This is a genomic window from Mycobacterium sp. 94-17 (assembly GCF_035617725.1).
In the GTDB taxonomy this organism is placed as follows: domain Bacteria; phylum Actinomycetota; class Actinomycetes; order Mycobacteriales; family Mycobacteriaceae; genus Mycobacterium.
On sequence record NZ_JAPIYN010000010.1, the window covers coordinates 53906 to 77389 of the forward strand.

Annotated in this window: 22 protein-coding genes and 1 pseudogene; 13 read left to right on the plus strand and 10 right to left on the minus strand. The window is 66.3% G+C overall.

The annotated features are described in order from the left end of the window. Position 1: 1 nt before the first annotated feature. Positions 2-1255, minus strand: a complete 1254-nt coding sequence (locus OQ789_RS13570) for a lipopolysaccharide biosynthesis protein (protein ID WP_324686564.1) — start codon at positions 1253-1255, stop codon at positions 2-4. On the opposite strand from OQ789_RS13570, the gene OQ789_RS13575 reads away from it, so the two are divergent. Beyond that, the gene (locus tag OQ789_RS13575) at positions 1200-1346 is read left to right on the plus strand and encodes a hypothetical protein (RefSeq protein ID WP_324686579.1); all 147 of its coding nucleotides are present in this window, start codon (positions 1200-1202) and stop codon (positions 1344-1346) included. The two genes, OQ789_RS13570 and OQ789_RS13575, sit on opposite strands and share 56 nt — an antisense overlap. Here OQ789_RS13575 and OQ789_RS13580 read toward each other — a convergent pair. The 7 genes from OQ789_RS13580 to OQ789_RS13610 form a co-directional block, all read right to left on the minus strand. After that, on the minus strand, positions 1336-3141 hold the full coding sequence (locus OQ789_RS13580; RefSeq protein WP_324686447.1) for a glycosyltransferase: 1806 nt from the start codon (positions 3139-3141) through the stop codon (positions 1336-1338). The two genes, OQ789_RS13575 and OQ789_RS13580, sit on opposite strands and share 11 nt — an antisense overlap. Then, positions 3138-5564: a DUF2206 domain-containing protein gene (locus OQ789_RS13585; RefSeq protein WP_324686448.1), complete on the minus strand. Its 2427-nt coding sequence runs from the start codon at positions 5562-5564 to the stop codon at positions 3138-3140. Before OQ789_RS13585 ends, OQ789_RS13580 begins: the two co-directional genes overlap by 4 nt. Before the next feature lie 85 nt (positions 5565-5649). Next, positions 5650-6078: a hypothetical protein gene (locus OQ789_RS13590; protein ID WP_324686449.1), complete on the minus strand. Its 429-nt coding sequence runs from the start codon at positions 6076-6078 to the stop codon at positions 5650-5652. 130 nt (positions 6079-6208) lie between these two features. Then, the gene (locus tag OQ789_RS13595; protein WP_324686450.1) at positions 6209-7018 is read right to left on the minus strand and encodes a glycosyltransferase family 2 protein; all 810 of its coding nucleotides are present in this window, start codon (positions 7016-7018) and stop codon (positions 6209-6211) included. Positions 7019-7183: 165 nt separating this feature from the next. Further along, positions 7184-8596 carry a PPE family protein gene (locus OQ789_RS13600; RefSeq protein ID WP_324686451.1) on the minus strand — a complete coding sequence of 471 codons (1413 nt, stop codon included), beginning with the start codon at positions 8594-8596 and terminating at the stop codon, positions 7184-7186. An 18-nt stretch (positions 8597-8614) separates the two neighbouring features. Then, positions 8615-8914, minus strand: a complete 300-nt coding sequence (locus OQ789_RS13605; protein ID WP_324686452.1) for a PE family protein — start codon at positions 8912-8914, stop codon at positions 8615-8617. 442 nt (positions 8915-9356) lie between these two features. Next, positions 9357-9719, minus strand: coding sequence for a PAS domain-containing protein (locus tag OQ789_RS13610; protein ID WP_324686565.1), 363 nt, complete (start codon positions 9717-9719; stop codon positions 9357-9359). Between the two features lie 683 nt (positions 9720-10402). Between OQ789_RS13610 and OQ789_RS13615 the strand changes: the two genes are divergently transcribed. The 3 genes from OQ789_RS13615 (at position 10403) to OQ789_RS13625 (ending at position 12798) form a co-directional block, all read left to right on the plus strand. Next, positions 10403-11035, plus strand: a complete 633-nt coding sequence (locus OQ789_RS13615; RefSeq protein WP_324686453.1) for a ScbR family autoregulator-binding transcription factor — start codon at positions 10403-10405, stop codon at positions 11033-11035. A 348-nt stretch (positions 11036-11383) separates the two neighbouring features. Then, positions 11384-12082, plus strand: a complete 699-nt coding sequence (locus OQ789_RS13620) for a TetR/AcrR family transcriptional regulator (protein ID WP_324686454.1) — start codon at positions 11384-11386, stop codon at positions 12080-12082. A gap of 59 nt (positions 12083-12141) precedes the next feature. Further along, entirely contained in the window at positions 12142-12798 is a 657-nt protein-coding gene (locus OQ789_RS13625; RefSeq protein WP_324686455.1) for a TetR/AcrR family transcriptional regulator, read from the plus strand. A gap of 17 nt (positions 12799-12815) precedes the next feature. On the opposite strand, the gene OQ789_RS13630 is transcribed toward OQ789_RS13625, so the two are convergent. Both OQ789_RS13630 and OQ789_RS13635 read right to left on the minus strand, forming a co-directional pair. Next, positions 12816-13277: a PAS domain-containing protein gene (locus OQ789_RS13630; RefSeq protein ID WP_324686566.1), complete on the minus strand. Its 462-nt coding sequence runs from the start codon at positions 13275-13277 to the stop codon at positions 12816-12818. 94 nt (positions 13278-13371) lie between these two features. Further along, entirely contained in the window at positions 13372-14505 is a 1134-nt protein-coding gene (locus OQ789_RS13635; protein WP_324686456.1) for an aminoglycoside phosphotransferase family protein, read from the minus strand. A 468-nt stretch (positions 14506-14973) separates the two neighbouring features. Here OQ789_RS13635 and OQ789_RS13640 point away from each other — a divergent pair, with 468 nt between their 5' ends. The 9 genes and pseudogenes from OQ789_RS13640 to OQ789_RS13680 all read left to right on the plus strand — a co-directional run bounded on the left by OQ789_RS13640 (position 14974) and on the right by OQ789_RS13680 (position 23456). Then, a complete protein-coding gene (locus OQ789_RS13640; RefSeq protein ID WP_324686457.1) occupies positions 14974-18927 on the plus strand; it encodes a diguanylate cyclase domain-containing protein in 3954 nt (1317 codons plus the stop codon). Between the two features lie 192 nt (positions 18928-19119). Beyond that, positions 19120-19338, plus strand: coding sequence for a hypothetical protein (locus OQ789_RS13645; protein WP_324686458.1), 219 nt, complete (start codon positions 19120-19122; stop codon positions 19336-19338). Next, the gene (locus OQ789_RS13650; RefSeq protein WP_324686459.1) at positions 19299-19772 is read left to right on the plus strand and encodes an alpha/beta fold hydrolase; all 474 of its coding nucleotides are present in this window, start codon (positions 19299-19301) and stop codon (positions 19770-19772) included. The genes OQ789_RS13645 and OQ789_RS13650 overlap by 40 nt, the downstream gene beginning before the upstream one ends. Beyond that, positions 19769-20098, plus strand: coding sequence for an enoyl-CoA hydratase/isomerase family protein (locus tag OQ789_RS13655; protein ID WP_324686460.1), 330 nt, complete (start codon positions 19769-19771; stop codon positions 20096-20098). Before OQ789_RS13650 ends, OQ789_RS13655 begins: the two co-directional genes overlap by 4 nt. Beyond that, complete coding sequence (locus OQ789_RS13660) at positions 20056-20529, plus strand: enoyl-CoA hydratase/isomerase family protein (protein ID WP_324686461.1); 474 nt, start codon at positions 20056-20058, stop codon at positions 20527-20529. The genes OQ789_RS13655 and OQ789_RS13660 overlap by 43 nt, the downstream gene beginning before the upstream one ends. A gap of 41 nt (positions 20530-20570) precedes the next feature. After that, positions 20571-20939 (plus strand): VOC family protein, encoded by a 369-nt coding sequence (locus OQ789_RS13665; protein ID WP_324686462.1) that lies wholly within the window; start codon positions 20571-20573, stop codon positions 20937-20939. An 86-nt stretch (positions 20940-21025) separates the two neighbouring features. Continuing rightward, a pseudogene (locus OQ789_RS13670) lies at positions 21026-21649 on the plus strand (BadF/BadG/BcrA/BcrD ATPase family protein); the annotation flags it as partial. 141 nt (positions 21650-21790) lie between these two features. Beyond that, positions 21791-22657, plus strand: coding sequence for an N-acetylmuramic acid 6-phosphate etherase (locus tag OQ789_RS13675; RefSeq protein WP_324686567.1), 867 nt, complete (start codon positions 21791-21793; stop codon positions 22655-22657). A 223-nt stretch (positions 22658-22880) separates the two neighbouring features. Further along, positions 22881-23456, plus strand: a complete 576-nt coding sequence (locus OQ789_RS13680; RefSeq protein ID WP_324686568.1) for a peptidoglycan recognition family protein — start codon at positions 22881-22883, stop codon at positions 23454-23456. The last annotated feature ends 28 nt before the right edge of the window (positions 23457-23484 follow it).

Below are 23484 nucleotides of genomic sequence, written 5' to 3' on the forward strand. Positions count from 1 at the left end.
ATCAGGCCGTTTCCTCGGAGAGCATCGGTTTGTCGGACACCACCGGGCGGCATTCCGGATTGCGCCCGCGGCCGGTTCGGTAATAGATCGCTATCGCCACCACGGCATAGATGCCGGCCGCGAGTTGCCCGATCATCCACGCCCAGCCCAGCCATTCGAGCCCGCGCGGGCACCATAGTGCGGCGGCTCCCGTCGTCACCACGCCCAACACGACGTTGGACGCGATCATGGGTTTGAGCAATCTCAATATCTTCAGGACGTAGCCTGCCAGCGAATTCAGCGTCACCGCAATCGTTCCGACACCCAAGATCTGCAGCAGGCGCTCGCCGTGCTCCGCGTATTCCCGGCCGAACACCGACAGAATGAGCCCGGCCCCGACGGCGACGGTTATCGCGCCGACGGTCTGCAGCGCCCCGAGGAGTAGCGCAGACCGTTTGACCAGGTTCACAATCCGAGACTCGTCGAACGAACCTTCGGAGAGCAGAGCTTCTCCCGCCGCGTAAGAAATCGTGTACATGAGGTTCGCGATCTGGAAGGTCAAGTAGAAATACCCCGCCTGGGCGCTGCCCAGGGTGTGCAACGCGATCAGCGGCAAAGCCATGACCGGCACGACAGCGAAGGCCATCGAGATGTACCCCGACAGTGAATAACTCAGCTGCGCCCGCGTCAGGACGCCCTCGCGACGGAAGTCGAAACGAAATCCCCCGCGGCGCAGGCAGATAATGCTCGCGACCACAGCTATCAGCGATGCCACGCCGGCGGACGCAAAAACCCCGTAAGCGCCGAGACCGACGCACAGGAACGGGAGAACGAGTTTGATCGCGCCTTGGATCAGGCCATCGAAAAAGAAGTTGTATTCCGGCCTGCGCGTGCCGATGAACACCGATGCCCGCAGCAGATTCACCGCCGACAAGACGCACACAACGATAAAGCCCGCCGCGCAGGCCACGTTTTCCTTGACGAAGGAAAGCTCCGGGGCATAGCGCGGAATGAGGACGACATAGGCGGCGGAGATGACTGCCCCGAGGCCGGCGACGGTGAGCAGGCTGTACGTGATCTGGGCGTTCGCATTCTTCGAATTCGCGATGAATCGGACGATGGTCCAGTTCAGCCCGAACAGACTCAGGTAGGCGATCATCGACGCCGCCGAGATCAGTGACATGCCGACACCGACCTGCGCGGGCGTGAAGGTGCGGGCAATGACGACCGAGAAGCCGAAACCGAAGGCGCCCATCGTGACGAACGTGGTCATCATGAAGAACGAGCTTCTTATCAGCCGGTCTTGGCCGGCCCCACCGTTCGCACGCGGCGTGGCAACCTTGGCAACCTTGGTCGTCATGCGTTAACCCGCCGTTCCTCGCCGCGCGCCAATGTCTGGTCGAGGACGTCGAGAATGGGGCCGATTCGCTTCGACCAGGCCCAACGGTCCTCCGCAATCCTGCGGCCCTGCCCGCCCAGGTGCTCGGCCAGTGCCGGATCCAGCAGAATGGATCGACAGGCATCGGCCAGCGCCTTCGGCTCACCGGGCGGCACCAGCAGCCCCTCGACCTCCGGGCGCACGACGAACGGGATACCTCCGACCTCGGACCCGACGACGGGCCGCCCGCATGCCATCGCCTCGATCAAGACCATGCCGAACGACTCGCACTCGGTTGTCGACGGCAACACCACCACCGCCGCGCGACGATATTCCTCGACGAGTGCGCTGCCGTCGAGCGCGCCGTGCCAATCCACGATGTCGTCGATTTCCAGCCGGCGGGCCAATTCCCGCAACACCGGTACCGCGTCGCCATCGCCGACCATGTTCAGGCGAACGTCCGGCACCTGGGATCGCAGCAAGGCCATCGACTGAAACAGGATGTCGAGCCCCTTCCACCACGAACTCCTGTCGATGCGGCCGACATACAACACCGTCGGATCCCGGCGCCGGCCCACCGGAGCCGGCGAGAACGCGGTCACGTCGACCCCCGGTGGGAGCAGAACGGCCCGCCCGGTTTCATACACCTTCGACACGGGCGAGACGGCTCCCAGCGCCGCGCACCGGTTGAAAACGCATGGAAGCCAATACTTCTCGTAGGCGGAGAGGAGCAGATCGATCCACCTGCGGCCTTTGAGCAGGCTGCCCGAATGGTAGGTCAGCACCACCGGCCGGGCGCCGGCCACGAACGTCGCGACGTCGGCGAGCCCCGGCACCGGAGCATGCGCGTGGACGACGTCGATGCTCAGCCGACGGAACAAGCGCCTCAACAGGATTGGCCACCAAGGATGAAGCGGGCTGTTCGAGAGCTTCACCAGGGTCGGTAGCCTGACCACGGTGATGCCGCCCTGGCTTTCCACCACCGTGCGACGAGATCCGTTGGTGCACAGCACCACGACATCGTGACGCGGGCTGTGATCGAGAGCCTGCACCACCTGCTGCGCGTAGTTCTCGAGGCCGCCGATATGCGGGTGATAGTACGGAGCGACGACGGCTACCCGTGTGGTGCCGTGAGCCCGCCGATGCAGCACACGCTCGAAGACGTTCAACGTGCGACGCGCCTGTGACTCCGGATCGGTTGCCGGGCAGATCGATTCGCGTATCGGAACGACCGTCCGGGCAAGGCCGTCGACGGTGTCGCCGCACGCCAGGATCAGTGCGTCTGCCCGGCGGACCGTGCGGGCCAGCATCGTCCGCTGGAAGCTCCGTCGGCCGATGTCGGCGAACCGGCCGCCGTCGCGGGCCGGGCCGCCGTAGTAGGTGAGCACGAACGGCACTCCCCGGCACGCGCGTGCGGCACGGCACGCCGCGAACGACTCCGAAGCGTGGACGTTGACGAGGCTGATGTTTTCTTCACGGGCGATCCGTTCGAGGTGACCCGCCCAGCCGATGCCGGCGGGAGCACCGCCGGCCGTGCGCGCGGCCGGCAGCCGCCGCAGGCGCACACCGTCTACCCCGCCGAAGAGTTGCTCGGCCGTCGACACCGTGGCATCGCCGGCGGCCGGACAGGCGACCACCACGTCGATGCGATGCCGCCGGACCAACTGCACGGCCAGATCGCGGATGTGCGCGTAGATCTCGCCGCGGCGCGCGGGTGCGCACGCAGGCACGATCAGCACCGACATTTGCGGGGGGCGGCGCGAAGAGCGGCCGGTTTCATTCATCGATAAATCCTCGCGCCATTGCTGCTGTAGATGATGCTCTTGTTGTTGTCGAGGAAATCGAACGGATACTTGTAGGTCAGCACGTCACCCGAGAACAAGAAAGAGACGTCGCCCCGGCGGACGGCGGTGTACCCCATGAAGACATAAGTGTCCTTGCGGACGAGTATCGGCAATATGTCGTCGGATGGTTTGATGGCCGCATAGTTCTGCAGATCGCTTACCGCGAACCTGTCCGTCGACGAGACCTCGGTCTGGATGCTGGAAATGGACGCCGGGTCTGCGGCGATTTGGCTTTGCAGCCATTCGATCGCCGATAGCTCTTGCGGATGAAAATAGAGGTTGTTGTAGTAAAGCCCGGCATTGTTGAGGTGCAGTTGTGGTTCGTAACCGCCGAGCAGTTGAGGTATGACGCCCGTCTGCGACAGAAAAAACACCGTCGCGGCGCTTAGCGCGACCTTCATCGACCTGGACCGGCCCAGCCAGCCGAAGGCCTGGATGCTGCCCACCGCCAAGAACGGCGCGAACCACATCGATCCCTGGGCAAACGTGCGCAGCAGGCCGTATTCGACCGACAGATGCGGGAGGACGACCTGGCTGCAGATGACCACCATGTATGCGGCGGCGCCCGCGATGAACGCAAAGCTGGGGAAGAATCCCCGCGCTCGTCCGAGCAGCACCATCAGGAAGCCGAGCCCGACGAATAGCTGCAGCATCAGCGGCGCTCCGGTGCGGAGCAGGTGGTTCATCAGCGGCACTTTGAGTCCGAGCAATTCCACTGCCTTGCCCAGGATCGTCACCGGCAGCTGTTCAGGTGCTACGACGGGTGTCGGGTAATTCTGCGCCGCGGACAAGGGGTAGAAATTCTGACCCCTTTCTCGCCTTTTCTGGATTGAGTCGTCCTTATAGTCTTGCAGCCGCTGTTCCGGACTGGGTTTCGCGCCGCCGAAAATGCTGTAGGACGCGTCGGAGGATTTTGGACCGTCATTGTGTCCACCGGTCATCGAGCTGATGGTCTCACTGACTGTTTCCTCGAGCACCCCACCGGTTCCCGTCAGTGGGCCGACCCATAAGTAGGTGAGAATGATCAGCGTGAGAATGACGGCCGAATTCAGCACCGTGGGGCGTTGCGCCAGGTCTGCCCGGCGGCGCAGCCGGCCGGAGATGAAGGGCCGGCGCCGGTATTGTGCCGGCTGCTTTTCCACCACCTTGCGGGCGCCGGTGAGGATCCAGCCGATCACGAGCACACCCAGCAACACATACGCCGTCGAGTAGTGCGACAAGATGACCCCGGCGCCGAAGACGGTGAATCCTATCTGGCGGGTACGCACGGGTATGCCGTCATCGGTGATCAACAGGAGCGCCGTTGCGAGGAAGAAGAACGCCACCTCCTGCCGGGCGATGAACGGCATGTCGGTGAAAAACGTTGGAAACGCGACGAAGTACACCACCCCGAGAATCGCGACGGGCTTGGATGCGAACCGTCGCGCGATCAAGTAGACGAGTACCGGGCATAACGCGAAGAACGTCGGGTAGACGGCCTTGAAGACGTAGAGCTCGGGAATCCCGGTCGTGCGCTGGATGATGGTCGGCAGGATGTTCAGGCTCAGGCAGGCGTTGTATGCGTCGGGAAACCAGGGCATGTACCAAAGGTCGTGGCTCGACGCGATGTCGAACACTCGGAACTCGCGCTGAATGTCGTGGCCGGTGATGAGCCAGCCACGCAACGAGGTCATCAGCAACAGCGACAACGAGAGCAGGTAGATCGTCACGATGATCGTCGACTCGTTCAGACTTCGTCGCCAGGAGAACACCGCGACGATGACCGCGGCGGCGAGCATGAGCATCGCGATCGTGACGGAACTACCGGCGCCGTTGTTGACTCGCAGGGGTCCGGCGACCGAGGCGCCGACCATGAACGCCCCGGCCAGCAGTACGGCCTGATCGCGTCGGCCGATGACGGGGCACGCGCGCTCCCGCCGCGCCGGGGAGTGCCCGTCATACAGGCGCCACCGTCGGGGCCGCCACACCGCCAGCGCGGTGAGCGCGATCAACAACGTGATGACCACCGGAACGCGGTCGAGTGGTCGCGCGACTCCGGCGAGTGGGAGCGACTCGTTGATCACCAAGCCGCCGACCATGATCCCGAGCAGCACCAGCGCAAGCGAATACGCCAGACTCTCGCGGATCTCGGTGCCCTCCGGCCAATTGATCTTGGCGTTGACCAGCATCACCGGAAGCACGATCAAAAGAAACAGCCCCGCAACGACATTCACCGCGAGCGGCCAGATGCCGGTCAGCACCAGAGCGGCTGCAACCACAGCGGCGATCGCCAGGATCAGCTCGCCGAGGCCCTTCGGCCCGCCGCCGGCCTTTATCTGCGGGGACGGGACCCGCGTCGAGTGACGAACGATGACGGCGGTCATGCCCGGGCACCGCGAGCAGTCCGGCCGGTGGCAGCCGCGCAGTGCTCGGCGACAAGCGGAACCGGCTTCTCACGTGCGTGCATGATCAGTTGTTCGTCGCTTCCGAAGATGACTGGAGAAGGCGGATGCGTTCGGCACGGCCCACGAGATTCACCTCGACCGCCGACCATCCCGCCGAGGCGGGTACATTGACGTCCACCGCGGCGGTGGTGTCTTTGCCGTCTGCGATGTCCACCGAACCCTCAGAACGCGCGATCGGCGTCTTGGCCGGGTCGAGAACCTGTACCGCGTAGGGGAATCGGGTCGGCCTCCCCTGGTGATTGACGACGGTGAACGAGACGGTCATGATCAGCCGGTCGGTGCCGGCGCCGGCCCACTTCAAACCGTCGGAGAAGTACAGCACCGTGTATTTTTCCGGCTGCCTGGTCAGTGAAACCGCGATCTCGTGTCGCACCGTGCCCGAGAGAGCGGCCAACACCGCGCCGACGGCAAGGATTGCCGACAGCACGGCCACGACGAAACCGTATCCGCGCAAGGCAGGTTGTTCATCGGTTGTGCCGGTGGATGTTCCGGTCCCTGGGCGGTGGGACGTCGCCGCCGGCTCCACGTCATCGGTTGGCCCGGGGCGCGTGGTCATGAACTCGTCAGGTAACGGCATTGACTATCTGCCCCGAAAGCTTGTCGCGGAGGGGCGGAGCGGAAGCGGCGGGCATCGGCACGACCACGCTGATCGTCTCCACCGTCGTGACGGGAAGTTTCTCGGGCTTGCGCAGCCTGGTCATCAGGAGAAGCCACAGGCACACCCAGCCGTCACGCTGCCAGCTCAGCTTCTTGCCCTCCTGGGACGTGCGCCCGTAGTAGGTGACGGGCACTTCGTACGGCCTGATGCCCGCGCGCAGGATCTTGGCGGTGAGCTCGGTATCCAGACCGAAGCCGTTCTGCGACAGCATGAGTGCTCGAAAGTGTTGCAGTGGAATCAGTTTTAAGCATGTGTGCATATCGGTCAGGCAGGAGTCGAAGAGCACGTTGGCCACCGCGGTGAGGAACCGCCCGCCGATCGCCAGGCGGTAGGAGGGAAACCGCGTATTCAGGCCGAATATGCGGCTTCCGAATACGTGGTCGGCGATGCCGTTTACCACGGGCTGCAACAGGTTCGGGATGTCCGACGGCGAATACTCGAGGTCGGCATCCAGGATCATCACGTGCGTGCCGGTCGCCTTTTGGACCCCGGTGATCACCGCGGCACCCTTGCCGCGATTGGTGGGATGGCCCACCAACGTCACTCCCCAGTCGGTGAAGGGCGCCAGCAGCTGTACGGTGCCGTCCGTGCTGCCGTCGTCGACAATGATGAGCTCTACCGGGCACGGGTAGTCAACCGCGAGAACACGATTGATGGCCCGGACTATGGTAGCCGCCTCGTTGTAGACGGGCATGATGATGGAGAGCGCGGTCATTGTGAGCCGCCGATCGAAAGGACGGCTCCAGCGATGCCGGCGGGGAGTCGTTTCGCCATTGCCCGCATCGGGTGCGGGTCGGTCATAAACCGCGTAGGCACTTGAATGTCTCCTTCCCGAAGACGTGTGACGAAATGACGCTGCATTGCGGCCTTCATGCGAGGGCTAGTTCTCTGCGTGGGCCGGCTGGTGGCCGTTGGATGGCAGGTACACGATCGCCGGCTGATATCCGGGGGGCGCGTGGCCGTTTGTCGGAAACGCCGCGGGCACCGGATATTTCGGGCCGGGCGGGGATGCCGACGCGGCCGAGTATCCGGCTGCCGGAGAGCGCGCCAGTACCCGAAGGCGTGGCAGGTATTTGGCTCCGGCGGCGCCCGCGGCGGCCCCGGCGGCACCCGCGGCGGCCACCCCCGGCAGTCCGCCCATCATCATCGGTAGCCCGGCCGCCATCGGCAGCCCGCCCGCGGCGCCGATATCGATGCCCGGCAGCGTCAACGGCACGCCGGCCATCGTCGCCGGCAGACCCGCCGCGGCCCAGCCCCAGGCCGGTGGCACCGCCAGCGCTCCCACTGAGGCCGCTTCGCCCACGCCCGCGACGGCGCCCAGGTCCGCGACGCCGGCCCCGCCCGCCCCGAGCGCACTGTCGGCCGCGCCCTCGGCGGCCGCCGCCCCGTCGGCTACCGCCGCGTCTGCCGCCGCTACCGGGGGCGTCAGGGCGGGCGCGTACGCGGTCATCAGCGGGGTGAGCGCTGTCTGGCCGATGAACATGGCAGCCCAGGCCGGCATAACCGCGTATTGCTGGAGCACGCTGGACATGAAGTCTCCGGTCGTCGTCGAGCCCAGGAAACTCGACGTCGTGGATGCCCCGGAGGCGGACCCGTCCAGCAGCCCGCTCAGGAGTCCGGACGCCGACGACGTCGACGAACCGGCTGAGCCGAGGCCGTTCAGCGTCGAGGGGACTGCCGACATCACCTTCGAGAGCGCCGACTGCGTGCCCCCGCTGGCGGAGGTAGCAGCGTCCTGGACTCCCTGCGCGGCCATCCCGGCCGCGTTGGTGGTCTCCGGCGGCGGGGCAAACGGCGTCATCGCCGCGGTGATCGTCCCCGAGTTCGCGGCGTAGCCGTACATCGCCGCCGCGTCCTGGGCCCACATCTCGCCGTATTGCGCCTGGTTGGCCGCGATGGCCGGCGTGTTTTGACCCAGCACATTCGACGCGACCAGCATCGACAACTCGGCGCGGTTCTCGGCGATCAGCGGCGGCGGCACCGTCATCGCGAATGCCGTCTGATAGGCACCCACCGCCGCTTGTGCCTGGGTGGCCGTCGTCTCCGCCTCGGTGGCGGCCGTCGTCAGCCAAGCCACGTAGGGCATGGCCGCCGTGGCCATCGCCGTCGAGGACGGTCCCAGCCACGCCCCGTCGATCAATCCCGAAATCACCGACCCATACGTGGAAGCTACGGAGCGCAGTTCGGCGGCCAAGCCGTTCCATGCGGCGGCGGCGGCCAGCATCGACTCCGGCCCCGGCCCCGCATACATCCGCGCGGAATTGAATTCCGGCGGAAAGGCCCCGTAATCCATGGCTATCCTTCTGCTCTTTCAGAGCTGGGCGGCCGCATTGGCGACCTCGGTGGCCGTATACGATCCGGCGCTGGTGGCCAGTGCATTGACGAAAAGGTCATTGATTGCAGTGGCTTGCGCGCTCAGCTGCTGATACAGCGCGCCCTGTGCCGCGAATTGCGCCGCCGTCAGCGCCGAGACCTCGTCGGCGGCCGCCGGAACCACCGCGGTGGTAGGTCCCGCCGCCGCAGCGTTGCCGGCGCTCATCGTGGTGCCCAGGGTTTGCAGGGCTGCTGCCCCGGTCGCCAGCGCCTCTGGCTGTGTGTTCACGAACGACATGCGTTCCTCCTGACCGAAGTAGGCCGATGCGGCATCCGATATGACCAGCTAGATACCGATAATTCAGCTATGCAGGAGAATACATACTTATGGTCGATCTGTAAACCGATAACTAGACAATCAGTCTGTCAGGGTCGGTAAGACATGCGAGTCAACGTCGGAGACCGGGATGCCCCACGTCCGTGGCGCGACGGCCGCCGTCGCGCCATGCCCGTCGCGCAGCGTTCCGGGCGGCCACCTACCACGGTGATCGACAAGGAGGGGGATCCGGCGACGCCACGCCGGGGACGGTCGCCAGGCCGGGGACGGGTGCCGCCGCGATGGCGGTCCCTACGGGCACGCGAAGCCCGTGCCGGCACACGGGCAGAGACTATCCAGCCGACGGAAAAGATCGACGCGGCCCTGCGAACAGCTCAGGCGAACAGGTCAGGGCCGAAAGACGTCAGCGCTCGTCAATCCACAGCCGCTCGGTCAGATCCTCGAAGGCGACCAGCACAATCGGATCGTCGCGGCGCATCAGCGCGGACTTGCTCATCCGGGCCCGCACCGACCAACCCTCGCAATGACGAAGTTCCACAACCAGATTCGTCAGCGCGGTGACGCCCAAGAGCGCGCACAACTCGGCCGGCACGGTCTCGAAGACCTCCGGGAACGCCAGCCCCTCCAACGCGTCCTGCCGGTAACCCGACATCTCGGCAAAGGCGGTGTTCGCGAACAGAATGGTACCGTCCAGCGTCATCGCCAGCGCAGGAACCGGCACCCGATCCAAGACCACCACGGCAGGCAGTCGCGTCAGGATTTCCATCGGCGAGCCGCAGGCCCCACCATTACGGCGGCGCTCGGACCGCCGATCGCCGTCGGCGGCGAGCGCCTCGGTTGATGTGGACGGCGGAGCCGTCGGCGCCTCAGGCTGCGTGGTCACGACCGACATGTTTCCTCCTATGGGAGCGGGCCCGACCTGGACGGCGGGCCCGATGACCGCCGTACCGGCTGCGATGTACGGAATACCGACGACGTATTTGACGGCGTATTTTGTGAAGCAGAATACATACTATCTATGTCTATGTAAACCGCTGAGCATACTTGTAGCCATCTGGCATTTCGGTTGATGACCTTCCAGTCTTCGAATGGCCGCCCAGCATCAGAGTGCTCGGGTGACATGGGCTTAACAGTCCGGTGAGCTTCGAACCGATGACCCGTCTCGCATCGCCAAGCGCACATACCGATAGACATGCTATGATCCTAATAGCTGAACTAAAAGTATTGCTTCAGCGTATAAAGCATGAGTAAATATCGGGAAGCTCATCCTGAGCCGACCGCACTCACCCGAAATGACGTCGACGGACAGGGCCACCGCCGCAGGGCGGGTCAGCACCGAGCCGGCGCGTTGTTTCCCGAACATCGAGGCCAAGGAGCCGGCGACAGGAGTGCCTCGGCGCGAAGCGATCGCACCGCTGCCCCGCCGCCGGCGACGAGACAGGCAGGGCAATGATGGAATCCGGTGACCGACGAGCCGACAACACACGTCAGCGACTCATCGCCGCCGCATCACACCAGTTCGCCCGCAGTCCGTACAGCGTGGTCAGCCTCGAGGACATCCTGGCGGAGGCCGAGCTCACCAAAGGTGCCATGTACTTTCACTTCCAGTCCAAACAGGCGCTGGCTCTGGCCATCATCGACGACCTGGTCGAGCTCAGCCACGCGGCGGTCACCGAGTTGCTTGCCCGCAGGATGTCGGGACTGGAAACACTGATCGAACTCGTCCACGTCCTTGCCGTTCAAGACGCGCAAAACGAGGTGGCCCGGGCCGGCGTCCGACTGCTCGACACGATGGACACCGCCACCCCCCCGCTCTGGCCCACGTGGATCGAATTCGTCACCAGGCTTATCCGACGGGCCGTCGACGACGGCGACGTCACCGCGGACCGCGATCCCGAGGACATCGCCAAGATCCTGGTGGCGCTGTGGTCGGGCATCCGCCGCATCAGCGATGCCGACCAATCCGAGCAACATGCCGACAACCTTCACAAGGCTTGGCTGCTGGCATTGCCCAGCATCGTCAACCCTGAGCGGATCGACTACTTCACCCAATTCATCACCCGGCGTCACGCCCTTGCCTGACAACGGTTTCCCGCCATTTGTGTGAGCTTCGCGCCCTCCTCGCCGGGGATCGCCAAGGAGTAACGGATCAATTTCGACAGGATACCTACTACCTGACATCACCTGTCATAGTTAACAAACTGGCAGTCTCCTAGTAAGATCCCAAACATGACTAAACGCGGGATGCCAGCGAGGGGGCAGACTGCGGATCGGCGGAAGACCAAGGCATGTACATCGCCGCCCCGCGGGCGGGTCCGCACGGCCCACGGGGCGTCACCTCCTATCATCAAAGACACGGACTCCGTCGAAGAAATGTCTTGGCAAGCGGTCTCTCCGCTGCGCGGCGGCCGTCACGAGCCAAGGAGGGCGATGACCGAAACCGGTGAACGACGCGCCGGCAACACGCGCCAACGACTCATCGACGCCGCGTCGCGCCAATTCGCTCACAGCCCCTACAGCATGGTCAGCCTCGATGACATCCTGGCGGATGCCGAGCTCACCAAGGGCGCCATGTACTTTCACTTCCCGTCCAAGCAAGCACTGGCACTCGCGATCATCGACGACTTCACCGAGCTCAGTCGTGTGGCGATCACCGAGTTGCTTGCCCGCAGGATGTCGGGACTGGAAACACTGATCGAGCTGGTCTACCTCCTCGCCGTTCAAGACACCCAGCACGAGGTGGCCCGGGCCGGCGTCCGACTGCTCGACACCCTGGATAACACGGCTGCCATGTGGCAGACGTGGAGTGAGATCGTCTCCTCGCTCATCAAAAAGGCGGTCGAAGAGGGCGATGTCGTCAGCCCCCAGGACCCGGAGGACATCGCCAAGATACTGGTGGCGCTGTGGGTGGGGGTCCGCCAGATCAGCGACCTCGACCAACCCGAGCAACACCTCGACAACCTGCAGAAAGCCTGGATCTTGATACTGCCCAGCGTTACCAATCCCGATCGGATTGACTACTTCACCCAATTCATCACGCGGCGCCACGCCCTGGCCGTGAGAAAGGTGTCCCCTGAGGCGCCCGCGGCCGATCTTCACGCCGTCGCCTCGGCACCCACCGACTCTTAGCCGGACCGCCAGCCAGCGCGCCAACACACGTCTACCGCAGATCCGGAGGTCTAAGGACGATGGCTCCCCAAGCCCGGTCCGAAGTCACCCGCCAAAAAATCCTTGACGCCGCGATGGGTTTGTTCGGCGAGGTCGGATACGCCGCCGCGGGGCTGGGCGAGATCATCGAACGTGCCGGCATGACCAAGGGCGCCCTCTACCACCACTTCGACTCGAAAGAAGCGTTGGCGACCGCGATCATCGAACAAGGCACCAACCTGACCCGCGAAGCGTTCCGGCACGTGTGCCAATCATCTGCGCCCGCCCTCGAGAACCTGATCCATGGAGTCTTCGTCGTCACCGACCTCCTGGTGTCCGACAGAACGGCCCGGACAGCTGACCAACTCGCCCGCGGACTGGCCGAGTTCAACAGCGCGGCCTCCCAGGTCTGGAGCAGCCGACTCGAGGCGATAACGGCGCAGTCCAGCCTCGCGAGCGCCGAAGGCGACCTGCGCGAAGGGCTCGATCCCGTCATGGTCAGCGAATCGATACTCAACTGCATGCTCGGCGCCCAGATACTCCCCGAAACTGGAGAGGGCAACGATCACATCAGCCGGCTGACCCGGTCCCTGGAACTGCTCCTACCGGCGATCGTCGGCGACACCTCGCTCGCCTACTTCCGCGAGTTTCTTGCCCGGGAGTCGCTACGGCAAGGGCCGCGGCACGCCGGCAGCTGAGGGACCAACCCGACGAGCTATCGCTCGTCACCCCACAGCCGCTCGGTCAGATTGTCGAAAGTCACCAGGGTCACCGGGTCATCGCGGCGCAGCAGCGCCGATTTGCTCATCCTGGCCCGCACCGTCCAACCCTCCGAATGCCGCAGCTCCACAACCATATTCGCCAGCGCATCGACGCTGGAGAGCGCCGACAACGCTGCCGGATCCATGTGGAAGAGCTGACTGAACGCGAGCCCCGCGACGTTCTCCGGCTGGTAACCCACCATCGAGGCAAACGCGGTGTTCGCGAACAAGATCGTGCCGTCGCGAGCGATCGCCAAAGTGGGAACCGGGAACCGCTCCAGCACCACTACGGCGGGCAACTCGGAGAGGACATCGCGCGGTGACGCAGGCGTGCCACCGTTGCGCCGCCGCTCGACGCGCCGGACACCGTCCACCCCAGCGCCGTCGTTGGGCTGGCCAGCTGAGCCGTCACCCATCAAACGCGCGTCCGCCATGCGGGGAACAGTAGCAACCGGGCCACATCTAAGCGCCAAAACAAGTCAAATTGCGAACAATCGCTGGCACCCAGGGCTAGCGGGGGCACGCATCCTCGGGTCCGGCGCGGCGCCGGGCATTGTCGCCGGGCGGTGACGCAGTCCTCGGCGCGCCATGTGAAGAGTTGGTCCGGTGCCAGGTACCCGCGAGCACCGGGGACACATTGGCGGCGAACCAGGTGTGTTGGTTCGGGGGGGTGGCGCGCTTACGCCACAAATCGGCGACGCGGTGCAGCCAGGTCAGCAGGATGGCGACGCGCTCGTCGACGAAATCATCGACGGGCCCGGGCTCGGCGATCTCGCCGTCGGGACGCCGGCGTGCGGCATCGAGGGAGTTGCGCTCGCGCGCTGACAGCCCGCCCGCGCGCAGTCGCTCGGCGACGAGCGCACCCAGATCGGCTCGCTCGACTTGGCAGCTCGCCTCGAGGATGAGCAGATACTCGTCGATCTGCGCCGGCCTGCCCGGCCGCGCCCCACCCCAGTCCACGATGCCGGTAACCGGGCCCTGCACCCCGGCCACCCGGACATTGGCCGGGGTGAAGTCACCGTGGGTCCAGCTCACCGGCATACGCCGGCCGACGAAAGCCTGCCGCAGCATCGTGCCAAGCCGGTCCACCTCGGGAACCAGGCCCGGAGCCAGCCGGCGGCACATATCCGTCAGGGCGGCCAGCGGTTCGACGACCCATCGCCGCAGCATGCAAACGTTGTCGACGCCGATGATCGTGGCGGTCCGTTGGTGCAACGGCGCGATCGCGGTCAGGGCCGCAACGGTCAGTTCCTCGACGTGGCCCGGGCAGCGTGCCAGCAGATCCGCCAGGTCGATTCCCGGCCGATAGGACTCAACGGACGTGGTCGCCGCGGTGCGCTCATCGAACGCCAGGATCCGGGGCAGCAGCTCGCGCCATTCGTCGTCGAGTCCCTGGTGGATGGCGAGTTCGGCGAGCACGCGCCGCTGCGTACGCAGTTCCGCGGCGCGCTGAAGACCGCGGGCCACCTTCAACACCGCGGTGGGCGGCCCGTCCTCGGGACGGAGCGCGAAAGTGGCCCTGTCGTGCACGAGTTCCGTTGGCGGCATGTTGAGTTCGATGTCGATCAGACCGATCGGCAGCTGATTGAGGTCGATCAGGCGGGTGGAGGATGACCCCGTCGACCGGACCCACCGCTTGCTCATCGTCCCGCCACCGTTGCCCGCCCGGTCTTCCGCGTGAGGTCCATGATGCTCCTAACACACCGACACGAGGCGGCCCACGGCTTGCGGTGGACGGCACCGAGTGTCCATACCGCTGATGCACTATTAGACGACTGTACATACTGATCGTCGGCTTGTAAATCTTTTGCAAACTGCAGGTTTGGACGGTACCGGCTCGTCCGCGACACCACGGCAGGCGCCCTACGGGTGCCGGCTCGGCCCCTCATCCCGGCGTGCGAATTTCGCCGCAAGGGGCGCGGATCGCTTACGTAGTGCGCGGCAATAATCAATTCGCCCGGGCCAATTTTTGACGCTCTAGTCAATATCAAGTCGCCTGCATAAGAGCATCTGATCATCTCCCCGACAATGGCGCCGCGGCTTATTCTGCTCTAGCGCATAGTGACGCTCTCCCTGAGTTGACCGACAGGCGCAGATCGGCTGGGGCGGGGTATGAAACGCGGGACGGGGAATCCGTGGCGACGCTTCGGGCTGCCGGCGCGCGTGGGGTGGTTCGTCCTCGGGGGATACTGCGTCGCGGCCGCCCTGATCGCGGCGTCGACGATCTTCGGGTGGAACGACAGCTACGCGACTCGGCCGGCCGACGAGGCGACGCTGGTCGTGTGTCTTGTGTACGCGGCGGCATGCGCCGGCTACGCCGCTCACTTCGCCGCCGACCGCCGTCGGCGAGTGGGATGGGTTGCGCTGGTGGCCGCCCTGCTGGGGTGGGCCGTCGGCGAAGTCATCTGGGCGGTCTATGAGCTGCGTCCGCAAGGGGAACACGCCGCCCACCCCGCCGCCGAGGTCGTGCTGTCGGTGTATCCGGTCTGCACCATGCTGTCCTTGATGCTGCTATCCCATTTGTCGCGCCGCAGCCCGCGGCGATTGGTGCTGGACGGCCTCATCGTGGCAACTTCTCTGTTCGTCATCGCGTGGGTATTCGTGCTCGACAAGCAATTTCGCGCGAACAGTGGCTCGCTGCCCGTAACGGTCACGCAGGTATTCGCTGATATCGTCCTCTTGACGACGGCGATCATCATGATTTCCCGGCTTCATCCCGACGACCTGCCGAGCCGGACTCTGTTGGCCTGCGGTATCGGCACGATCTCGGTTGCCGACATAGTGATGGTGTTCTACACCGGGGTGGGCAGCTATCACGGCGACGGTCTGGCCGACCTGGGCTGGGTGGCCGGGATATGGATGCTGGCGTTGGCCGGCTTGTCCAGCATCACCGAGTTGCCCACCGGGGCCCGGCGGGATGAAATCACATCCCGTATCTTGCTGTGGCTGCCCTACGTCCCGCTCGTCGTGGCCGCCGCGGTCGGGGTCGCCAACACGGCGGCCCTCCTGCCCCGCGGGCCGATGGCCGCCGCACTGACAATCCTGGTGGCCTCGGTGCTCGGCCGACAGTTCGTGGTGCTGCTCGAAAACCAGAAGTTGCTGTCCGAAGTCGCACGGGAAGCGTTCCACGACAACCTGACCGGCTTGGCGAACCGGGCTCACTTCATGCAGCGCCTGGGACAAGTCGTCGCCCAGCGACGACACGATGCGTCGCCGGTTGCGGTGCTGTGCCTCGATCTGGACAACTTCAAAATGGTCAATGACGCCTTGGGCCATCCGGCCGGCGACGAGCTGCTGATCCGGGTCGCCGGTCGGATCACCGGCGCGTTGGGAGACGCTGGCACTGTTGCCCGCCTGGGCGGCGATGAATTCGCGGTGCTCATCGAAGCTTCCGTCGAGCAGTCACAAGCTGCGGCGCATCGTATTCTCGAGGCGTTCGGCGCGGCGATCGTGATCGAGGGCGTTCCCCTGACGGTGCGTCCGAGCATTGGATTCACGGTGGCCACCACACCGGACTGCTCCGTCGACCAGCTGCTCCGCCACGCGGACTTGGCTATGTATGCCGCCAAACGTCAAGGCGGCCAATGTATCCGCAGTTTTGTGCCCGATGTGCCGTTTCCCTTCGCCCCGCCCGAGGCGACGGACTCGCGGTCATCGGACACCAAAGATCGGGTGGCGGGTGCGCCCGCCCGCGCCGCCGCAGGCCATCACACGGCGCTCATGCCGGCATCTGGGACGATGTCCGGCGTCGCGGCGCCGGAGCGACTCAACAACACGACCAAGAGCGTTCCGTGGCCCCCGACGGCGATTCGCGTTGCCCTCGGGGTGCTGACGGTCGGGGTGGTCGCGTTCGCAGCGTCAACGGTGCTCAACCTCAACACGATTCAGAGCGCGTTCTTCAACAAGATTCTGTATTCGGCGTTGAACCTGGCGGCGGCCGGCCTGATTGGCGTCCGCGCATACCGCGTGGCCGGCGATCGGGTGGCCTGGGTTCTGATCGCAGCCGGAATGACATGCTCGGCGATCGGCGATGTCATCTACGCCCTGTACGTGCCGCACGTGCAGTCACCGTCGGCGGCCGATCCGGCGTACCTCGTGTTCTATCCGTTCGTCTACGGCGGGATCCTGTTACTCATACGGACGCGGCTGAAGTCGGTGCCCGTTCCGCTCCGGATCGACGCCCTGGTGTGCGCGTTGACCGCGGCCGCGGTTGCCGTGGCGCTGACGGCCGGCCCGATCCACGCAGCCACCACTCGGACTCCGGCCACAGTACTGGTGGGGCTGTTGTACCCGTGGGGAGACCTGATCCTGCTGGCGATGGCCGCCAGCATGGTGCCAATTGCCGGTTGGCGCAAGGACTTCCGCTGGAGTCTGCTGGTCGCCGGATTTGTTGTGTATGCGGCTGCCGACACGGTCTATCTCTTCCAGACATCCGCCGGCTCCTATCGGGTGGGCACTCTGCTCGATGCCTGCTGGGCCGGCTCGTCATTGTTGGTGGCGACGGCCTGCTGGGCGCCTGCGTCGTCGGTGCTGCCGACAACGAGGCGCGGTCTCGGTCCCTACATCAAGCCCGTGATGTGTACCGTCGTGGCGCTGGGAGTCGCCGTCATGGGGCACAATTCGTTACTCGCCGTGACGCTGGCTGCGGCGAGCCTGATCGCAACCGCCGCGCGATTCGCGGTGACCTTCCGCGATCTCAGCGTGCTCGCCGACAAGCACAAACACTCCATGACCGACGAGCTGACCGGGCTGCCCAATCGCCGTTCGCTCGCAACGGCTTTGACCGCCGGATCCGGTCGCGCCTCCCCTGGGACCTTGCTGCCGGTCGCCAGAACGTCATCACACCGGGCGCTGCTGTTGCTGAATGTGTATGAGTCCCAAGAGATCAGCACCTCGCTCGGTGACCGCTTCGGCGATGAGTTGATGTCCCACATCGCCAACCGCCTCGCGGACTGCGTGCGCAACGACGATCTGCTCGCCCGCGCCGGTGGACACGAATTCGCGATACTGATGGCCGAAGGCTCCGACCTCATCGCCGCGCGGGCTCAGGCGGGTCGCATCCTCGAGGCCATGAGCGAACCGTTCGAGCTGGATCCGATCACCGTGCAGGTCGATGCGCGCATCGCTATTGCGCTCTGCCCGGACCATTGCGACCACCCTCAGGAGCTGCTGAATCGGGCCGAGACGGCGATCCCCCAAGCCAAAACCGCCAAAAGCAAGATCGCGGTGTATGATCCGACGTTCGAGCTGTACCGCGACAACGACCCCAACCTCATCGAAGACCTGCGCGCCGCGTTGCTCGACGGCGACGAGCTGGCGTTGCATTACCAGCCGAAGATCAACGCCAGCGACGGCAGTATCCACAGCGTCGAAGCCCTGCTGCGCTGGCATCATCCCCGCCGCGGGCTGCTGCTGCCGGAGGAGTTCCTGCCCGCCGCCGAACGCGCCGGGCTGATGCGCATGGTGGCCAACCGTACGGTCAACCGCGCCCTCGAGCAGATCCATTGGTGGCGCCAACAGGGCATCGACCTGAGCGTTGCGGTGAACCTCTCCACCACCAACCTGCTTGACCTCGACCTGATCGGCGCCATCGAGCGGCTGCTGCGAATCCACGATTTGCCCCCCGACTCGCTGATCATCGAAATCACCGAGAGCGCGCTGGTCGACTCGGTGCGATCGCGCAATACCGTCGCCGAGTTGCAGCGCCTCGGCGTTCGCATCTCACTCGACGACTACGGTACGGGCTGGTCGTCTCTGGCACGCCTGCAAGACGTCTCGGTCGACGAGCTGAAACTGGACCGGATCTTCGTGGCACGGCTCGCCCACGATCCACGGTCGGTGGCCATCGTGCGGTCCACGGTGGCACTGGCGAACAGCCTGGGGGCGGACCTGGTCGCCGAGGGTGTCGAAGACGAGATCACGTTGAACGCGCTGCGGCGCTACGGCTGCACCATCACCCAGGGCTTCGTTCACAGTCCCGCAGTGCCCGCGGATGAGCTGCTGCGCTGGATTCTCGAGCACGCGCCCGATCCCGATCCGAATGCGTCCGCGGGAGTGAACGACTGACGGCGGCCGGCGAATCGGACCTCCTCGTCGCGGCTGCGGCCCGTATCACGCACTGGCGCTGCACTATTCGTGAGGACCCGAACTGCCACACCCGATCAACGTCCACGATGCCGTGCGGAGGGCACGCAGAGCAACTCGCCAAGACGGGCGTGCTCTTCGTGCTCATCGCACGGTTTCGGAGCCACCGCGGGCATGTGGAACACGAATATCGCGGCCCTGAGCGTCGACCGGCCGGTGATCGTCTGGGACCAGCGCGGCCACGGGAGCAGCGACGCGCCCGACGAGATGGCTTGCTACAGCCAGGAAATCGGCGTCGCCGACATGGCGGCCATCCTTGACGCCGCCGGCGCCGATCGGCGGTGGTGGGCGGAATGTCGTTGGGCGGCTATCTTTCCCTCGCTTTTCACCTGACCCATCCCCAGCGCGTGGCCGCGCTAGTGCTGGTCGACACGGGGCCGGGCTATCGCAACGACGTGGCGCGCGACAAGTGGAACGCTTGGGTGGAACGACGCGCTCAAGAACTTGAGCGGGACGACGGACGCGCCGACATGTCGGCGGAAGTCGCGCAGGCGGTGCACGAGCATCCCGACGGGTTGGCTCGCGCCGCCCGTGGTGTGATGGCTCAAAAGGACGCTCGCGTCATCACATCGCTCGACAGCATCAGGGTGCCCACGCTGGTGGTCGTCGGCGCGCAAGACACCGACTTCCTGGCCCCGGCCGACTACATGCACCACAAGATCCCCAATTCCCGCAAGCTGGTCATCGACAACGCGGGGCATGCGGCCAACATGGACCGGCCCGATACATTCAATGCTGCCGTGCGCGGACTGTTGGAGCTGCTATGACCACTGTAGATGTCACCATCGAATTCGTCGGCCACGTGGCCGTGGTGGAGATCCATCGGCCCCCGAACAACTACTTCGACACCACCTTGATCACACGCATCGCCGATGCCTACGAGCAACTCGACGACCAGATCGAATGCCGGGCGATCGTGTTGTGCGCGCAGGGAAAACACTTCTGCGCGGGCGCCGACTTCTCCCGGCCCGCCGAGAATCGCTCGTCACCCAACGAGCTTTATACCCAGGCCGTCCGGTTGTTCCGCGCCAAAAGCCTGTTGTCGCGGCGGTGCACGGCGCCGCGATCGGCGGTGGGCTCGGGCTTGCGCTGAGCGCAGACTTCCGAGTGGCGGCACCCTCCTCGAAATTTGCGGCCAACTTCAGCCGGCTCGGTTTTCATCCCGGCTCCGGCATCACCGCCACGTTGCCACGTGTCGTCGGCCAGCAAAAAGCGCTCGAGTGGATGCTCACCGGTGAGCGTTTCGGTGGTGAAATTGGCTATGCATCAGGACTTTTCGATGAACTGTCCGCCGACGGCGATGTCCGCCCGGCGGCGATTCGGTTCGCCGAGCGCATCGCCGCCTCGGCTCCCCTGGCGCTCACGAGCATCCGCGCCACCATGCGCGCCGGGCTCGCCGAGGCCGTCGCGGCCGCCACCGCCCACGAACTCGAGGAACAAACGCGCCTCGCGGCGACCGCCGACTTCCGCGAGGGCGTGGCGGCGTCAGCCCAGCGCCGCGCTCCGATATTCACCGGTTGCTGAACTTCCTTGAGCTAGCAGCGGAAACCGCTACGGTTTCATATATGCGCCGCGTGGACTACGTCATTCACTACGTCGAGTCGCTCAGCCGGTCGGTGGCGTTTTACCGCGACGTGATCGGGCTCCGGGTCCGAACCGAGGGCGACGGGTACGTCGAGTTCGAACTGGAGAACACGAAGTTCTCGCTGTTCGAACGCTCGAAGCTGCCGGAGCTGATCGGTCGCGAAGGCGGTACCGCGCCCTGCGGTGAGATCGGCTTTTTGATCGAAGACGTGGATGCGCAAGCGGATCGGTTACGCGGGCTCGGCGTCGAGATCCTGCGCGGACCGGTGGATCGACCGTGGCGTGAAAGGACGTTGCACATCGCCGACCCCGACGGCAACGTCATCGAATTCGCCGAGAAAATACGGTGATTCTCGCCGTCGACCTCGGCAAGACGCGCTGCCGAGCCGCGGCGGGCGGACGCAAGGCCGAGGGCGCGGGCGCGCCGGGGCTCGCGATGCCCGGCGGCGTGCGGGCCGCGGAGGCGGCGATCGTGGGCTTGGCAGACGAGCTTGCAAGAGATTTCGGCGCCGTCGACCAGGTGGTGGTGGGCGCCGCCGGGGCGCTGGCGGCGCCCGACGCGGCGCGCGCGCTGGCCGATGCGCTGCTGGCGTCGCTGCGGGCGCGGCGCGTCGCGGTGACCAGTGACGCCGTGACCGCGCACGCGGGTGCGCTGGGCGGTGAGCCGGGCGCCGTGCTAATCGTGGGCACCGGCGTCGTGGCGCTCGCGATCGACGCGAACGGCGCCCTGCGCACCGCGGACGGTTGGGGCCCCTTGCTGGGCGACGAGGGTGGTGGCGCGTGGATCGGCGCCGCCGGGCTGCGCGCGGCGTTGCGCGCCCACGACGGCCGCGGCCCGTCCACCGTGCTGCTCGACGCCGCCCGCGACCGCTTCGGCGCGCCGAAGACCTGGCCCGCGCAACTCGGCGATGCCGCCGCGGTCGCGTCCTTCGCGCCCGACGTCCTCGCCGCGGTGGGCGACGGCGCGGCCCGGGCGATCGTCGCCCAAGCCGCCGACGCGCTGGCCGCGACGGCGCGCGCGGTCGGAGCGGGCCCGGTGGCGATGGCCGGCGGCCTGGCAGGGGTGCCGGCGCTGCGCAGCCGCCTCGATCTGATCCCGGCGGTCGGCGACGCGCTGGACGGCGCGCTGCGGCTGGGGACGATCCACGAGCCGTATGTGATTCGTGTGGGCGGGGATCCGCAAGTCGTTGTCGCACAAGGGATCGATGCGCTCGCCACCGAGGCCGTGCGGCCAGGGCTCGACGACCTCGACGCGCGGCCCATCGCCGAGGTCGTCGGGCTGCTCGTCGCCGCCGAGGCCGAAGCGCACGGCGCGCTGGCGGCGGCCGTTCCGCGTATCGCGGCGGCGGCGGAGGCGCTCGCCGCGCGGCTCGACCGCGGCGGCCGCCTGATCTATGCGGGTGCCGGGACACCCGGTCGGCTCGGGATGCTCGACGCGGCCGAGTGCGGGCCGACGTTCGGCACCGACCTGGTGCGCGGCGTGATCGCGGGCGGGCCGACGGCGTTGACCGAGGCCATCGAAGGTGCCGAGGACGCGTTCGACCCCGCCGATCTCGCCGGCCTGACCGCCGCCGACGCACTCGTCGGGATCACGGCGTCGGGCCGCACACCGTACGTGCTCGGGGCGCTCGCGCACGCGCGCGGGGCGGGCGCGCTGACCGTGGCGATCGTCAACAACCCGGCCAGCGAGGCGTCGGCCGACGTGCTGATCGAGCTGCTGACCGGGCCGGAGGTGCTCGCCGGCTCCACGCGGCTGACCGCGGGCACCGCGCAGAAGGTGGTGCTCAACGCGCTGTCGACGAGCGTGATGATCGCGCTCGGCAAGGCGTACGGACCGCGGATGGTCGACGTGCGCGCGACCAATGCGAAGGTGCGCCGCCGGGCGGTGCGGATCGTCCGCGACGTGGCCGGCGTCGACGAAAAGACCGCGACCGCCGCGCTGGCCGCCGCGGGCGGTCACGCCAAGACCGCGATCGTCGCCCTGCGCGCGGGCATTGACGCGACCGAGGCCGCCGCCCGGCTGGACCGGGCGCGCGGGCGCGTGCGCGACGCGCTGGCCGGCCCGTGAATGAAGGCCTCCCCCGGGCCGACGTCGGGCCCGTATGGTGAGGACCGTGTGTGAGCCAGCGTGCGGCAGGCCGGCTGGTGTCAGCCGCCGCCAACTGCTGGCCATGGCAGGCAGCGCCGCGGCGGCGACCCTCGTCGGCGGCTGCGCGAGTGCGTCTGAGGCGCCACTCGCGGTTCCCGCGCCCACGATCGCTGCACGCCTGACCGCCGCGACGTCGGCACCGTTGCTATGCCGGGACGCCTGGGGCGCGCGACCGGCCCGCGCCGGAGGGAAGCGCCACACCATCACCCGGATGACTCTGCACCATGAGGCCGTCGTCCTCGGCGAAAACCGCAATGCCCCAAACCATCTCCGACAGGATCAGCGCTACCACCAGGACCAGCACGGATGGATCGACATCGCCTATCACGTCGGCGTCGACCGCAATGGCAACATCTACGAACTGCGAAGCACCGAAATCGCGGGCGACACCGCCACCGACTACGACACGACGGGCCATTTCCTGGTCCTCTGCGAAGGGGACTTCGATCAGGAGGCCGTGCCGGAGGCCCAGCTCCTGGGAGCGGCGCGCGCATTCGCCTGGGCGGCCCAGAATTTTCACGTTCCGACCGACACCCTGGCGGGCCATCGTGACCTGGCCCCGACCTCGTGCCCGGGTGCACACCTGTACGCCCACCTGTCCTCGGGCGACCTCAAGCGACGCGTTGACGACCTGGTCGGCGCGGGCGGAGTGGACCTGCAGCGGTTCTGCGGCCCCGACGCGGCAGCGCGGGTCGCGTCAATCGAGGCCGGCAACTGACCGACGTGCAGACACGCCTGCGCGACGC

What these genes read in the sequence shown, in the direction of transcription:
- OQ789_RS13580 (WP_324686447.1), bottom strand. Translation starts at nt 3,141, where the DNA reads ATGAATGAAACCGGCCGCTCTTCGCGCCGCCCCCCGCAAATGTCGGTG.
- OQ789_RS13665 (WP_324686462.1), top strand. Translation starts at nt 20,571, where the DNA reads ATGCGCCGCGTGGACTACGTCATTCACTACGTCGAGTCGCTCAGCCGG.
- OQ789_RS13620 (WP_324686454.1), top strand. Translation starts at nt 11,384, where the DNA reads ATGACCGAAACCGGTGAACGACGCGCCGGCAACACGCGCCAACGACTC.
- OQ789_RS13605 (WP_324686452.1), bottom strand. Translation starts at nt 8,914, where the DNA reads ATGTCGTTCGTGAACACACAGCCAGAGGCGCTGGCGACCGGGGCAGCA.
- OQ789_RS13610 (WP_324686565.1), bottom strand. Translation starts at nt 9,719, where the DNA reads ATGGAAATCCTGACGCGACTGCCTGCCGTGGTGGTCTTGGATCGGGTG.
- OQ789_RS13625 (WP_324686455.1), top strand. Translation starts at nt 12,142, where the DNA reads ATGGCTCCCCAAGCCCGGTCCGAAGTCACCCGCCAAAAAATCCTTGAC.
- OQ789_RS13575 (WP_324686579.1), top strand. Translation starts at nt 1,200, where the DNA reads ATGACGACCGAGAAGCCGAAACCGAAGGCGCCCATCGTGACGAACGTG.
- OQ789_RS13640 (WP_324686457.1), top strand. Translation starts at nt 14,974, where the DNA reads ATGAAACGCGGGACGGGGAATCCGTGGCGACGCTTCGGGCTGCCGGCG.
- OQ789_RS13650 (WP_324686459.1), top strand. Translation starts at nt 19,299, where the DNA reads ATGTCGTTGGGCGGCTATCTTTCCCTCGCTTTTCACCTGACCCATCCC.
- OQ789_RS13630 (WP_324686566.1), bottom strand. Translation starts at nt 13,277, where the DNA reads ATGGGTGACGGCTCAGCTGGCCAGCCCAACGACGGCGCTGGGGTGGAC.
- OQ789_RS13635 (WP_324686456.1), bottom strand. Translation starts at nt 14,505, where the DNA reads ATGAGCAAGCGGTGGGTCCGGTCGACGGGGTCATCCTCCACCCGCCTG.
- OQ789_RS13615 (WP_324686453.1), top strand. Translation starts at nt 10,403, where the DNA reads ATGATGGAATCCGGTGACCGACGAGCCGACAACACACGTCAGCGACTC.
- OQ789_RS13570 (WP_324686564.1), bottom strand. Translation starts at nt 1,255, where the DNA reads ATGATGACCACGTTCGTCACGATGGGCGCCTTCGGTTTCGGCTTCTCG.
- OQ789_RS13645 (WP_324686458.1), top strand. Translation starts at nt 19,120, where the DNA reads ATGTGGAACACGAATATCGCGGCCCTGAGCGTCGACCGGCCGGTGATC.
- OQ789_RS13600 (WP_324686451.1), bottom strand. Translation starts at nt 8,596, where the DNA reads ATGGATTACGGGGCCTTTCCGCCGGAATTCAATTCCGCGCGGATGTAT.
- OQ789_RS13595 (WP_324686450.1), bottom strand. Translation starts at nt 7,018, where the DNA reads ATGACCGCGCTCTCCATCATCATGCCCGTCTACAACGAGGCGGCTACC.
- OQ789_RS13585 (WP_324686448.1), bottom strand. Translation starts at nt 5,564, where the DNA reads ATGACCGCCGTCATCGTTCGTCACTCGACGCGGGTCCCGTCCCCGCAG.
- OQ789_RS13655 (WP_324686460.1), top strand. Translation starts at nt 19,769, where the DNA reads ATGACCACTGTAGATGTCACCATCGAATTCGTCGGCCACGTGGCCGTG.